Source organism: Sphingopyxis sp. 113P3 (assembly GCF_001278035.1).
Taxonomy (GTDB): domain Bacteria; phylum Pseudomonadota; class Alphaproteobacteria; order Sphingomonadales; family Sphingomonadaceae; genus Sphingopyxis.
Window position 1 is genome coordinate 1917719 of sequence record NZ_CP009452.1, and the last position, 13367, is coordinate 1931085.

Annotated in this window: 13 protein-coding genes; 6 read left to right on the plus strand and 7 right to left on the minus strand. The window is 64.7% G+C overall.

Annotation, left to right across the window (positions count from 1 at the left end; translation table 11 throughout):
• Window positions 1–48: 48 nt before the first annotated feature.
• A complete protein-coding gene (locus LH20_RS09305) occupies window positions 49–417 on the minus strand; it encodes a PilZ domain-containing protein (RefSeq protein ID WP_053553953.1) in 369 nt (122 codons plus the stop codon).
• Between the two features lie 313 nt (window positions 418–730).
• Between LH20_RS09305 and LH20_RS09310 the strand changes: the two genes are divergently transcribed.
• Together LH20_RS09310 and LH20_RS09315 are read left to right on the plus strand one after the other, a co-directional pair.
• Complete coding sequence (locus tag LH20_RS09310; RefSeq protein WP_053556199.1) at window positions 731–2347, plus strand: lysine--tRNA ligase; 1617 nt, start codon at window positions 731–733, stop codon at window positions 2345–2347.
• A gap of 106 nt (window positions 2348–2453) precedes the next feature.
• Window positions 2454–2933: an asparaginase domain-containing protein gene (locus LH20_RS09315; protein WP_053553954.1), complete on the plus strand. Its 480-nt coding sequence runs from the start codon at window positions 2454–2456 to the stop codon at window positions 2931–2933.
• 3 nt (window positions 2934–2936) lie between these two features.
• Here LH20_RS09315 and LH20_RS09320 read toward each other — a convergent pair whose 3' ends face one another.
• On the minus strand, window positions 2937–3968 hold the full coding sequence (locus LH20_RS09320; RefSeq protein ID WP_053553955.1) for a fatty acid desaturase family protein: 1032 nt from the start codon (window positions 3966–3968) through the stop codon (window positions 2937–2939).
• A gap of 169 nt (window positions 3969–4137) precedes the next feature.
• Between LH20_RS09320 and LH20_RS09325 the strand changes: the two genes are divergently transcribed.
• Entirely contained in the window at window positions 4138–6765 is a 2628-nt protein-coding gene (locus tag LH20_RS09325) for an EAL domain-containing protein (protein ID WP_235527168.1), read from the plus strand.
• Between the two features lie 65 nt (window positions 6766–6830).
• Here LH20_RS09325 and LH20_RS09330 read toward each other — a convergent pair whose 3' ends face one another.
• The 3 genes from LH20_RS09330 to LH20_RS09340 all read right to left on the minus strand — a co-directional run bounded on the left by LH20_RS09330 (window position 6831) and on the right by LH20_RS09340 (window position 9150).
• Window positions 6831–7703: an RcnB family protein gene (locus LH20_RS09330; RefSeq protein WP_053553957.1), complete on the minus strand. Its 873-nt coding sequence runs from the start codon at window positions 7701–7703 to the stop codon at window positions 6831–6833.
• Between the two features lie 109 nt (window positions 7704–7812).
• The gene (locus LH20_RS09335) at window positions 7813–8358 is read right to left on the minus strand and encodes a (2Fe-2S)-binding protein (protein ID WP_053553958.1); all 546 of its coding nucleotides are present in this window, start codon (window positions 8356–8358) and stop codon (window positions 7813–7815) included.
• Window positions 8359–8385: 27 nt separating this feature from the next.
• Complete coding sequence (locus tag LH20_RS09340) at window positions 8386–9150, minus strand: class II aldolase/adducin family protein (protein WP_053553959.1); 765 nt, start codon at window positions 9148–9150, stop codon at window positions 8386–8388.
• A 588-nt stretch (window positions 9151–9738) separates the two neighbouring features.
• On the opposite strand from LH20_RS09340, the gene rpsU reads away from it, so the two are divergent.
• A complete protein-coding gene (gene rpsU / locus LH20_RS09350) occupies window positions 9739–9945 on the plus strand; it encodes a 30S ribosomal protein S21 (protein WP_003047635.1) in 207 nt (68 codons plus the stop codon).
• A gap of 168 nt (window positions 9946–10113) precedes the next feature.
• On the opposite strand, the gene LH20_RS09355 is transcribed toward rpsU, so the two are convergent.
• Window positions 10114–10965: a LysR substrate-binding domain-containing protein gene (locus LH20_RS09355; RefSeq protein ID WP_053553961.1), complete on the minus strand. Its 852-nt coding sequence runs from the start codon at window positions 10963–10965 to the stop codon at window positions 10114–10116.
• 139 nt (window positions 10966–11104) lie between these two features.
• Between LH20_RS09355 and LH20_RS09360 the strand changes: the two genes are divergently transcribed.
• The gene (locus tag LH20_RS09360; protein ID WP_200905458.1) at window positions 11105–11548 is read left to right on the plus strand and encodes a putative quinol monooxygenase; all 444 of its coding nucleotides are present in this window, start codon (window positions 11105–11107) and stop codon (window positions 11546–11548) included.
• A 121-nt stretch (window positions 11549–11669) separates the two neighbouring features.
• The gene (locus LH20_RS09365; RefSeq protein ID WP_053553962.1) at window positions 11670–12191 is read left to right on the plus strand and encodes an FKBP-type peptidyl-prolyl cis-trans isomerase; all 522 of its coding nucleotides are present in this window, start codon (window positions 11670–11672) and stop codon (window positions 12189–12191) included.
• 83 nt (window positions 12192–12274) lie between these two features.
• On the opposite strand, the gene LH20_RS09370 is transcribed toward LH20_RS09365, so the two are convergent.
• Window positions 12275–13366 carry an AI-2E family transporter gene (locus LH20_RS09370; RefSeq protein ID WP_053553963.1) on the minus strand — a complete coding sequence of 364 codons (1092 nt, stop codon included), beginning with the start codon at window positions 13364–13366 and terminating at the stop codon, window positions 12275–12277.
• Window position 13367 lies beyond the last annotated feature (1 nt).

Sequence of the window (13367 nt, forward strand, 5' to 3'; positions counted from 1 at the left end):
AGGCCCCGTATCAGATTTTGCCCGCGGCCGGGTGGAGCGGTCGACGTGTCAGCTCAGACCGCGGCGCCCGAAGCCCGCTGGCCGCTGGCTGTGGAATATCCGCGCGGGCTCGATCATCGCGGCGCTACGCGCCTGCTGGAGCGCGCGGTAGAGCGGACCGTGCGCGAGCTCATAGGGAAAGCGTACCCCCATGCGGTCGATTTCGCTCCACATGACAACGGCATAGACGGTTTGTCCGCCATAATGGATTTCGCAGCGCGAGCGCGCCGGCAGGCTCGCCCCGTTGATCCGCGCTCCCCCTTCGGAAAGGTCGCTGATCCGCGCCTCCACGCGGTTGAGCACCCCGTCGATGATGACGTCGAGGTCGAGCGATGTGCGCTTGTGATGGCGCGGTGCGCGGAGAAAGGAGCTGGTCATGGGAGCGTCTTACCCCGACATGGTAAATTTCGGGTAACCATGAAGCGCGGGCGCCGGACCGCCCGCGCCGCTGGGGCCAGGCCCCCCCCACCGCGCGCCCAAAGCTCGCGCTCCCTTCGCGCGAGCGAAAGCTCTGCCGCTGTGCCGCACGCGTCTCCCGCCGCTTGCGGCTCCGCGTTGGATTGCCTTTGCTACCGCGCCCGTTGCCGCTCGTCCGCCATGGCAGGCACTCCCTCAGATCCCGTTCGGGCGCGCTCTTGCTTCCTCTCCCGGCTTCTTTCCATTGCGCAATCTTGCCGCTATGGGCGCTGCCATGACTGACCTGCACCTTCATCCTTCGCTGCGCGAAGCTGCGCTAACGTCCAAGGCCTGGCCGTTCGAGGAAGCGCGAAAGCTGGTCAAACGCTATCCCGAAGGAAAGCCAGGCGGCCAAGCCGTGCTCTTCGAAACGGGCTATGGCCCGTCGGGACTGCCGCATATCGGGACCTTCAACGAAGTGCTGCGCACGACGATGGTACGCCGTGCCTATGAGACGCTGACCGCCAACGAAGCCGGCGTGCCGGCGCCGACGCGGCTCGTCGCCTTCAGCGACGATATGGACGGGCTGCGCAAGGTGCCCGACAATGTGCCGAACGGCGACATGCTGCGCGAACATCTCGGCAAGCCGCTCACCGCGATCCCCGACCCCTTCGGCAAATATGAAAGCTTCGCGCATCACAACAACGCGATGCTGCGCGAATTTCTCGACCGGTTCGGCTTCGACTATGAGTTTGTGAGCTCGACCGAACGCTACAAGTCAGGCGCCTTCGACGAGGCGCTCAAAAATGTCCTGCGGCACAATCAGGACATTCTCGACATCATGTTGCCGACGCTGCGCGCCGAACGCGCCGCGACCTATTCGCCGATCCTCCCGGTGAGCCCCAGGTCGGGCATCGTGCTCCAGGTGCCGGTCACGGTCGTCGACGCCGATGCGGGGCTCGTCTCATTCGAGGACGAAGGCGAGACGATCACGCACAATATCCTCTCGGGCGGCGCGAAGCTCCAGTGGAAGGTTGATTGGGCGATGCGCTGGGTGGCACTGGGCGTCGACTATGAAATGTACGGCAAGGACCTCACCGACAGCGGCGTCCAGTCTGGCAAGATTGCGCGCGCGCTCGGGGGCCGCAAGCCCGAGGGGCTGATCTACGAGATGTTCCTCGATGACAAGGGTGAGAAGATCTCGAAGTCGAAGGGCAATGGTCTCAGCCTCGAGCAATGGCTTGCCTACGGCAGCGAGGAAAGCCTTGCCTTCTTTGCCTATCGCGAACCCAAGGCGGCCAAGCAGCTCCATATCGGGGTGATCCCGAAGGCGGTCGACGAATATCTGCAAATGCGCGGTAACTATCCCTCGCAAGAACCTGATAAGCGGCTTGGAAATCCAGCCCATCACGTTCATGCCGCGCGCGGCGAGGATGTGCCTGCAACCCAATTGCCGGTGACCTTCGGCCTGCTTCTCAATCTCGTCGGCGTCATGGGCGCCGATGCGTCCAAGGAGCAGATCTGGCGCTATCTTGGCCAATATGTCGAAGGCGCAGATGCATCGCGCTATCCCGAGCTCGACGGGCTGATCGACAATGCGATGGCATACAACCGCGACTTTGTTGCCCCGACCCTCCAGCGCCGCAAGCCTGAGGGCGGCGAAAGCGCGGCGCTGCGTGCGCTCGACGAGAGGCTCGCCGAGCTTCCTGCCGACGCATCGGCGGACGACATCCAGAACATCGTCTATGAGATTGGCAAGAACGAAGCCTATGGCTTTGAAAATCTGCGTGATTGGTTCAAGGCGCTCTACGAGACGCTGCTCGGATCGAGCGCTGGGCCGCGCATGGGCAGTTTCATCGCGCTCTTCGGTATCGCCAACACACGGCGCCTGATCGCCGAGGCGCTGGCATGAGGCTTGCGGCCGCTTGCGCCCAGGCAAAGCCGCGGTTCGAACCCGCCCGGCGCCTTGCCGGCGGCGTTCCTGCGGCGCCCGGTCCGGACGGGATGATAAGGCGGTGATGATCGACATTTTCACGACCGGCGGGACGATCGACAAAGTCTATTTCGACGCGCTCAGCGAGTTCCAGATCGGCCCCGCGGCAATCCCCGACATGCTGCGCGAGAGTAATGTCCATGTTCCGCACCGCGTCACCCAGCTGATGCGCAAGGACAGCCTCGACCTCACCGATGCCGATCGCGAGACGATCCGCGCTGCGGTGGCGGGCAGCGATGCCTCGCGTATCCTCGTCACCCACGGCACCGACACGATGGTCGTCACCGGCCGCGTGCTCGCAGGGGTGCGGGACAAGACGATCGTGATGACCGGTGCGATGCAGCCGGCGTCGGTACGCGCGAGCGATGCCGAGTTCAACGTCGGCTTCGCGCTTGCCGCCGTGCAGACCCTGCCGCCGGGCGTCTATATCGCGATGAACGGGATGATCTTCGATCCTGCGACGACGGTGAAGGACCGGGCAGGTGCGCGCTTCGTCGCCGAATAGCCCTCAACCAAGCGCCGTCACCTCGCGCAGGACCGCGCGATAATCGGGCGCGATCGTCATCGCTTCATGTTTTCCCGCGCGGCCGAGCGCGGCATGGACCTCGGGCAGGCGGTAGCAGGGAACGCCCATGAACAGGTGATGCTCGGCGTGATAATTGACCCAATAGGGCGCGACCGTCGCCCGCGCGATCCAGCCCGCTTGCGTGGTGCGCGCATGGGTGAAGGGGTCATCGCTCCCCGTCGTTGTGCAGGCGTGCTCGGCGATGTTGCGAATCCGAAGATAAAGCTGGAAGGTCGTCGCCAGCGCCGCGAGCCACAGCAGATAGGGCGTCCAGCCATAAAGGAGGAGCGAGGCGCTCAGGAGAACGGCCTGTACAAGGAGGAAGCGGCCGACCGCGCGGGTCACCGCGATCGCACCTGCGACATCCGCGGTCGGTGACGTCATGCCGTCGTCCGACTGCTTGTTGAACGGCGTGCCCGCGCGCGTGCCGGCCTGGCGCCTCGCCGGCTGCTCGCCGCGCAGCATCGCCTTGAGGCCGATTATCGCATAGCCAAATTGCGCCGCGCGCTGCTTGAAAAATGTCTGCCCGGTGAGATCGCGCAGGATCTTGCGCGCAAGGCTCGCGCGGGTGGTAGGGAAGGGCTTTGAGAGCGAAAGGTCGGGGTCTTCTGCCTGCTGCGTATATTTGTGATGCTGCAGATGATAGGTGCGATAGGCGATGAGGTCCGACCCGACCGCGGCGCCGGTGAGCCACTGGCCGAGGAAATTATTGACCTTGCGGCTGGGATGAAGCGCGCCGTGCGCGGCGTCGTGCATCAGGATCGCAAGGCCGAGCTGGCGGCCTCCGACGAGGAAGATCGCGAGCAGCCACGCGGCGGGATGGCCAGACCAGGCTGCAAGACCCACCGCCGCGATGCTGACGATCCAGGCGTGCGCGACGAGCCAGACGCCGCGCCAGCGCGAGGCGCGGGTCACCGCGGCCCATTCTTCGCGGTCGAAGAAGCGGTCGGGCGGCAAGAGGCGGACGGCAGCCATGAGCTTTGCTATACCAAGCCGGAGAAGCGAAACCAAACCTCTCCCAATTTGGATCAACAAGGCAGGCATTTTCCCTTTCGGAATAAGGATTTGGAAACCCCTTTCTGACACTGCTGCGACGGGTTCGAACCAGCAGGATAAAGAGGATTTGGCGTCAAAGCGCTCCATAGTGCGACCGCTTGCCCTTACGGCATCGCCGGACGAATCGCTGCTCGACTCGCCTGGCTTCGTCGCCCGGCTGAGCCGCGTCGGACAGCTTTGGCACTATGTGTTCATCGCGCGGGCGCTCGCGCTTTTCGCCTTCGCATTCTTTCCTGGCGTCGAGGGCTTCCTCCATTCCTCCGCGCAATGGCTCGCGATGGCGGTGGGCCTCGCCTGTGATCTCGTCCTCACCATCATTGGCCAGATGTCGCGCCAGCGGCGCAGCCTTTCGCCGCGCCGGCTGCGCGCCGCGACGGCGTTCGCGATGACGCTCATCGCGCTCGGGACCCTCCTGACATCGGCGGCGATGTTCGCCGCGACCGCCATTCCGGACGGGAGCTTCTATTTCGACGCCTTTACCGCGATCCTCTTCGGCGCGATCCTCGTTGCCGCCTCAGCGTCCGCCATCGCCCGGCCGGCCTTTTTCACCTTCGCCGGCGCCGCCGCCTTCGGGGGTGCGATCGGCGTTGCATCCTGGCCGTTCGCGGTCGCGGGCATGGTATTTCTGGGGCTTTTGATCGTGATGGTGCGCGAGGACATGCGCCATCAGCGCCGCGCGAAGCGCGCCGAGCGTCTCGCGGTCAGCGAGCAGCAGCGCGCGTTGAACCTCGTGCGCGATTTCGAGCGGGCGGGGCGCGGCTGGTTCTGGGAGACCGACCGCTATGGCCAGCTTGTCTATATTTCGCCGACGATCGCGGCAAAGCTCGGCCGGCCGCTCGGCGAGCTTCTCGGCCGGCCGTTTACCGACATCATCCGCAAGCGGATTGGCAATGACGAGAGCGAGGAGCGCGCGCTCGGCTTCAGCCTCTCATCGCGCACCCCCTTTAACGATCTCACCGTCCAGGCGGCGGTGCCGGGCGAGGAGCGTTGGTGGTCCATCTCGGGGCATCCCATCTCGAACGAATTTGGTCATTTCTTCGGCTTTCGCGGGAGCGGTACCGATCTCACCGAGAAGAAGCGTTCGGAGCGCGAGATAAACCAGCTCGCGCGCTACGACACGCTGACGGGCCTTGCGAACAGGCTCCACATCACCGAACTGCTCGAGCGCGCGCTCAAGAACCATATGGGCCAGGCGCAACCCTGCGCGCTGCTGCTGCTCGACCTCGACCGCTTCAAGGCGGTCAACGATACGCTCGGCCATCCGGTGGGCGACCAGCTTCTGCAGCAGGCGGCGGGACGGCTCACCCAGATCATCGGCGACAAGGGACAGGTGGGCCGGCTCGGCGGCGACGAGTTCCAGATCGTGCTGCCGCAGATCAACCAGCCGGAGAAGCTTGCCAGCATTGCCAACGCAATCATCCTCAGCCTTGCAAAGCCCTTTGCCATTGAGGGCGAACAGGTGCGGATCGGCTCTTCGGTGGGCATTGCGGTCGCAGACGGCGAGGCGGTGAGCGCGGCGGCGCTCGTGCGCAACGCAGACCTTGCCCTTTATGCCGCAAAGGATGCGGGGCGCGGCGTGTATCGCTTCTATGCCGACGCGATGCACAACCAGGCGAGCGAGCGCAAGGCGATCGAGGATGCGCTGCGTGACGCGCTCGCCAAGGAAGAACTTAAACTTCTTTATCAGCCGATCGTCGATATCGCGCACGAACGGATCACCGGTTTTGAAGCGCTCATTCGCTGGCAGCGCGGCGACGGCGAAGCCGTCAGTCCTTCCAAATTCATTCCCATTGCCGAAGAATCGAACCTGATCGTGCCGATCGGTGAATGGATTATTCGCACCGCCTGCGACACGATCGCGCAGATCGGTCCAGGCTACCGCGTCGCGGTCAATGTCTCGCCGCGCCAGTTTGCCAACGACCGTCTGCCCGCCACGATCATGAGCGCTCTGTCCGCATCAGGCATCGCTCCGGCCCAGCTGGAGCTTGAGATCACCGAAGGGGTGTTTCTCGATGAGAGCCCTGAAAATCTGGAGATGTTCCAACGCCTGAAGCGCACCGGAGTCCGGCTTGCCCTCGATGATTTCGGGACCGGCTATTCGGCGCTTGGCTATCTGAAGAAGGCGCCCTTCGACAAGATCAAGATCGACCAGAGTTTCGTTCTCGGCGCCGCCGACAAGAACAGCATGAATGCCGCGATCATCTCCTCGATCGTCGGGCTCGCGTCGGCGCTGCGCATGGAAACGACGGCCGAAGGGGTCGAAACGCACGATGATCTTGCGCTCGTTCGCCGGCTGGGTTGCAGCCATGTCCAGGGCTATATCTACGGCAAGCCGATGGACCGGGACGAGATGCTGGCGCTGCTACGCGAGAGCGACGGGCAGGTCGTCGCGCAGGGCTATCAGAGCGCGCGTGCGCCGCGCCGCCACATCCTGCGCGCGATCAACGTGCTGAGCGGCGGATATCGTTACGAGGCAATCGTTCGCAACATCTCCTCGGGCGGGGCCTTGATCGAAGGATTGTGGAATGTGCCGCCGGGCACGGCGCTGACGCTCGAATATGCGCCCGGTATGCGGCTTGACGCCGAAGCGCGGTGGTCGGACGACAATCGCGTCGGCGTACGCTTTGCCGACACGGTCGAGATCGAGGCCTTGATCGGACTTGCAGGGCAGGCCAAATCCTCCGCCCCGCGACCGCGCGCCTACCGCGCCGCCTGACATCATGAAAAGAAGGGCCGGCAGAACCGGCCCTTCAGTTGTCATTCCGGTAACCGAAAGGAAAATTACCAGAAGAAATCGTAAATCACGTCGACCACGCGGCCTGAATAGATGTCGACGAGCAGCGCATCGTCATAATAGCGGACCCAGCGGTAATTGCCGTAGGCCGGCGGCAGACGATAATACCAGGGATCGTTGATCCAGTAGCGCTGGCTGTAGAAGAGTGAGCCCAGCGTGAAGCCGACGCTGAAGCGCGTGTAGCGGTGATCGCGATAGGGCGAATAATAGCGCGGAAGCCGGTAATAATGGCGGTTCGCATCGCGGTAGCTGCGCCAGTCGTAGCGGCGATCATGGCGCCAGTCGCGGCTCCAGCTGCGCCGGTTGTCGTTGTAGCGGCGGTCGTTGCGAACGTTGCGGCGCGTGTCGCGATCATAGCGGCGGTTGTCGTTGCGGCTCGCGCGCCGGTCTACCTGTGTGTTGCGATTGCGGTCCCACTGCCGATCGGGATGGCCGTCCCGGTTGCGGTCATAATTGCCAGCGCGGCGCTGGGTCTGCTGGGCGCGCTGCTGCTCGCGCCAGCGATTGTCGCGCTGCGCGCGCTGCGCCTGTTGACGCTGCGCCCGCTGACGCTGCACTTGCGCTCGCTGCCGTTCGGCCTGTCGCGGCGCGCGTTCGCGCTGCGCCTGCGGACGCTGTCGTTCGGCTTGCCGCGGCGCGCGTTCGCGCTGCGCCTGCGGGCGTTGCCGCTCTGCCTGTCGCGGCGCACGTTCGCGCTGGACCCGCGCTTCGCCGCCGCGGCGGCCCTGCGAGCCGCGATGGCCGCGCTCGCCGCCGCGCTGGGCGATCTGGACGCCAGCATTGTCGGGCCGTGCAAAAGCGGGACCCAGCGGGGTCAGGATCGTTGCTGCCATCAGCAACCCTCCGAACATCTTCTTCATGTCGTGTCTCCAATCCGTGTCCCGCATACTGAAGGCGCCAGCCGGGATGATGGAGCGATTCCTACGCGCTGCAAGATGAGTCGGTTCTGACCGGGGCGTTGTCTGGGGTTCAGCTTCCGCGCGGGGGGCGCATCGCCGGGACGGCGCGCGCTGCGTCCTCAGGGCGAATGCCGGGGGGCGGAGCGGCGGCGAGGCGCTCTTCGCCGCGCATCACCCGCCCAGCGAGACGGATCGCGGAGCGGATACGCGGATAGGTCCCGCAGCGGCAGATATTGGTCATCGCGGCGTCGATTTCAGCATCGCTCGGGTTGCTGTTGCCGCGCAGCAGCGCGGCCGCGGCCATGATCATCCCCGACTGGCAGAAGCCGCACTGCGGCACCTGTTCGGCGACCCATGCCTGCTGCACAGGGTGCGAGCGATCGCGCGAGAGGCCTTCGATCGTCGTCACGAATCGCCCCTCGCATTCGGCGATGGTGACGAGGCAGCTGCGGATGGCCTCGCCGTCGATGTCGACTGTGCACGCGCCGCAATCGCCCGTACCGCAGCCATATTTGGTTCCGGTGAGGTTCGATGCGTCGCGCAGCGCCCAGAGCAGCGGCGTTTCAGGGTCCATCCGATATTCGACCGGCCGGTCGTTCACCGAGAATTTCGTCATGCGGGACTGATGGACCGCTTTTGCAGATTAGTCACGCCAGCTCGTGTCGATCTTGTCGACCTTGCGCACCATGGCGTCGAACTCGGCCTTGCCCGCGCCGCCCGGGATCTGCGCCATGTACAGGTCGCGCTGGTGGACCTTGATCACATCGTCGCTGACGAGGATCGGCTTGCCCATGCTCATCGTCGCCAGCTGGATCTCGCACGCCCGCTGGAGCGCCCAATATTTGATGAAGGCCTCGGGAAGCGTCCGGCCCATGACGACAGGACCATGATTGCGGAGCATCAGGATGCGCTTGTCGCCGAGATTGCGGATCAGCCGCTCGCCTTCCTCCTCGCGCACGGTGATGCCTTCAAAATCATGATAGGCGAGCTGGCCCATATAGTTGCAGGCGTAAAAGTTGGTGGGCTGGAGCCCGCCTTCGAGCCCGCAGACCGCCATTGTCGCCGTTGTATGGGTGTGGATGATTGCGTGCGCGTCGGGCAGTTCGCGGTGGAACAGGCTGTGCTGCACGAATCCTGCCTTGTTGACGTGCCAGGGATTGTCGGCGTCGACCTTGTTGCCGTCAATGTCGATCTTGATCAGGCTCGAGGCAGTGACCTCGCTGAAATGCATGCCATAGGGATTGATGAGATAGCTGCCCTCCTCGTCGGGCACCTTCACCGTAATATGGTTGAAGATCATCTCGTCCCAGCCCATCATCGCGAAAATGCGGTAGCAGGCGGCGAGTTCCTGCCGTGCGGTCCATTCGGCTTCGCTATATTTGCTGTTGCGCTTGAGCTGGGTCGCCATCGGCTGATCCTCTTCCTATCGGTTTCGTCCTGCTACCTATGCCACAGAGGGCAGGGGTGAAACAATCCCGCGCGCGGTGTTGCGCGGGAAGCCTGTCGGGAAACGGGGTGGCATGTGACACTGGAAAGCCGATGTTTGGCCCTGCGAAGCTGGAAGCTGGGAAGGGCAGGGATATGCCTGAGCGTCATGGCTGTCCCGACCCCACGCTCGCTCGCTCGGGGGATCTGGCTCTGATCCTCGCCGTGCCTCGCCAAAGGAAGCAGGATATCGATGACCTGCCAAAGGCTCGCCGGCTGAGCGCGGGAAAGGGGGGGAACTCGCGTGAGGCTGCTAATCGGTTCGCGTCACCCAAGCTACTCGAACCTATAATCGCCCCCTCGGGTAAGATGGCGAAGGTAAAACGCGATCGGCCCTGCGCCCTGTCGCGCGGGGGCTTGCATTTCGGCGCGAATCTCTTTAGTTGGCGCTCTATCGGAACGTCGCGCTTTCGCGGCGCTCTTTTTATTGCCCGAATATCGGCGACCTATGGCGAACCGGAAAAGTGACCGGGGACAAAGGCCGTTTGACGAACAGGAGACGACACGGCGTATGCAGATCATCGTTCGCGACAATAATGTCGACCAGGCCCTTCGCGCGCTCAAGAAGAAGCTGCAGCGTGAGGGCGTGTATCGCGAAATGAAGCTGCGCCGTCACTACGAAAAGCCCAGCGAAAAGCGTGCCCGCGAGCGCGCCGCTGCTGTCCGCCGCGCCCGCAAGATGGAGCGCAAGCGGATGGAGCGCGACGGTATCAAGTAACCGTCCTTCCCGTTCGGGATCCTGATCGTGAAAAGGGCGCTGCGGCAACGCGGCGCCCTTTTTCACGCGCGCAGACGAATAGCGGCGAGATGGAATTGGGAGGAGCCTCTCCTGTACGTCCCCGAACGGCGCACTCGGGATTGCGCCCCGCCAGACACCAGGAAGATGTCAGCGCTGCGCCTCCTCTTGCAGCCATCGCCGAAAGAGGCGCGCAGCGGGGGTGCGCGTCTCGGCCGCCTCGACAAGGAAGAAGCTGCGCGCCGAGCGTAACCGGTGGCCGGCCAGCGCCTCCAGCCGGCCCTCGTCCAGCAGCCCCGATATCAGCGGCTCGATCCCGATCGCGACGCCGGCGCCGCTCAAGGTCCGCTCGTACAAGAGCAGCGAGTCGACATCGCGCGGCGCAGCCTTCGCTTCGTCGAGACCGCTCGCGCGCAGCCACTCCTGCCAGAACTCGGGTCGATGATCGGGCCCGAGGAGCGGGTGAGCGAGCAAATCAGCGGGACATGTGATGCGGCGCGAATGGGCCGCGCTCCAGACCGGCACCAGGTGGATCGGAAGCAATGGCTCGATCGCCATCTCGGAGTCGAGCGCCAGGCTGATCGCAAAATCAAACTGGCCTGCATCGAGCCGCTCGAAGGCAATCGAGGTTCTGACGTCCACCTCGATGGCGGGGTGGCGCGCGCTGAAGGCCGAAAGACGCGGTATGAGCCAGCGCGCCGCGAAGGCCGCGATCGTCGTCACGCGCACGATCCGCGCGTCCTGCTGCAATTCGGCTGCCGCCGCGTGGAGCCGATCCAGGACGGCGAGCGCATGCCCAAGATAGGCCTCGCCGGCGCTCGTCAGCACCACGCCCCGGGGCACGCGCTCGAAGAGGCGGACCCCCAGCTGCTTTTCGAGCTGAGCGAGCCGGCGGGACAGGGCGGGGACTGACATGCCGGCGCTTGCGCTTGCGCCCGCAAGGCTGCCGAGGCGGGCGGTGGTGACAAAAGCCTGAAGGCTACGGGTGGAGGGAAGGCTCATGGGCCGCGAGGCTAACACCGCTACCGGCTTGCCGTAAATGAAAGGCAGCGGCGGGCTTTGCAATGGTGGCGGCTGCAAGTCAGTCTATCATGCGGCCTCGGCGAGCCGAGAAGGGCCGCCGATCACGAGGAAAAGCCCGATGACAAACGCCGCTCCGCCTTCAGCGCTCCCCGAGGATCTCTCCTTGGTGCCTGGCCCCGACCGGCACCCCCAGCCCGCGCTGGACACCCCCCACAGGGGCGTGATTGTGTCGGGCGAGAATGGGGAGGAGGGACATAAGGCCTTCTACATCCACATCGAGGCGAGGGCGGGGAAGGAAGAGGAGGTCGTGCGCATGCTCGAGGATATTTACGGCTGCGTGCTCGGGGAGCCTGCAACCGGACCCTGGTTCGCCGTCCGCTATGCGCCCGCCATATTCGGTATCTTCGAGGCGTTTCCGAGCATCGCCGGGCGCGACGCGCATGTGGCGGGCGGCGGCGGCGACATCTTCCGCGACAATCCCCGCATGAATGCGATTCTCGCGTCCCCCGCCCGCGTCTACCGCCTCGACATTCTCCTCAATAAGGCCGAGATGGGCGTCTAGCCATCGCGCCCGGGCCCGAGGCGCTGCCCCTTGCCGATTCTCGCTGGACCGCCTGCCGTGCGTCCGCCTATAGGCGTGCGCGACATTTGCGCCCGCGGGCGCCAGCGAAGGATCAGCGACGATGAGTGTAACGACGGTTCCATTGCGCCCGGTGAGCAAGGGCGGGCTGTGGCTGCTGTGGATCGGCCTGGCGGCGCTGGCCGCGGTGGCGATTGCCTTCGCGGTCCGCGGAACCCCGCGCATCGGCTTTGAGGTCGTGAAGGAAGGAACGGGCGCGAGCCCGACCCAGTCCGACATCGTGCTCGTCAAATATCAGGGCAAGCTCGACGACGGAACGGTGTTCGACGCCAACGAACAGGCGCCGATGCAGGTCGCTCAGGTCGTTCCCGGTTTCTCCGAGGCGCTGACCCGGATGAAAAAGGGCGGCGAGTACAAGATCACCATCCCGCCTCAGCTCGGTTATGGCGACCGCGCCGTGGGACCGATCCCGGCAGGCAGCACGCTGCATTTCGATGTGACGCTCATCGACTTCCGTTCCGAGGCCGAGGTGCGCGCGATGCAGCAGATGATGCAGCAGCAGCAAATGATGCAGGGCGCACCGGGTGGACCCGGCGGCCCGCCCTCTGCCGCTCCGCAGCCCTGACCACGAGCGCCTCCCGGCGAAAGCCGGGACTGCCCCTGGTGCATCGCGAAAGTTCAAGCGCCGTCCCAGCCGCTGGGGCGGCGTTACGCTTTCTTGGCAATCCCCGTTCCGGCGTTGCGTTCAGCCTCGCGCTCGAGCGCGACCTTGATCATCGCGACAATCGGATCGGCGAGGAACAGCCCCATGATGCCGAGCAGCGCGCCGAACAGGATTTGCGCGGCGAGGACGAGCGCGGGGGCGAGGTCGACGGTCTGCTTGGCCACCATGGGGACGATCAGATAGCCGTCGACCGTCTGGACGACGAAATAGATGATAATGGCATAAAGGCCGGTGTCGGTCCCGGCCGAGAAGCCGACAAGGACAAGCAGAACGCCCGAGACGATCGCACCGATATTGGGAATGAAGGCGAGGAGCCCGGTGAGAAGCCCCATCAGCGCCGCCATCGGAATGCCGACCGCGAGGCAGGCAAGCCAGGTGCCAATGCCCTCGACGACCATGCCGAGGAGGCGCCCTGCCATCAGCCGCCGCAGCGTGAAGCCCATGCGCGCGGTGGTGATGTAGAAATTCTCGCGCGATTTCATCGGCAGCATCCACGCCACGCCGCGCTCGTAAAGGCGCGGCTCGATCGCGAGGAAAATGCCAAGAACAACGATCATGACGAGGCTGGTGAGGGCGCCGAGCACTGTGCCGACAGCCGCGGTCACCCGCCCGACCGTTCCGGCCAGATTGTCGGTGATCGTCTTGGTATCGAGCTGAAAATTGCCCATGCCGTGATCAGCTGCCCATGCCGCGATGCGCTCGATCTGCGCCATCACGACTTTCTGCAAGGTCGCCGCCTGGTCGGCGATCTGCGAGCCTGCGAACAAGACCGTCCAGGCGAGGAAGGCGACCAGCAGAAGGCAGATGATCAGGAGCCGCCAACCGCGCGCGATGGGCAGCACCCGCCCGAGAAGTCTTGTTCCCCCATCGAGCATCGATGCAACGACAATGGCGGCGAAGATCAGCAGGATGGGCTGTATGAGGATGATCGACACGCCGATCAGGAGCGCGAGGCCCAGCCAGACGCTCGCTTTCAAGAGTTCGGTGCGAACGAGCTGGCTATGGATTTCGGTGGGGCCGGGGGCTTCATTGCCCGCCTTGGCCTGTGCTGCGGCGCGCTCTTTTTTCTCCGCCATC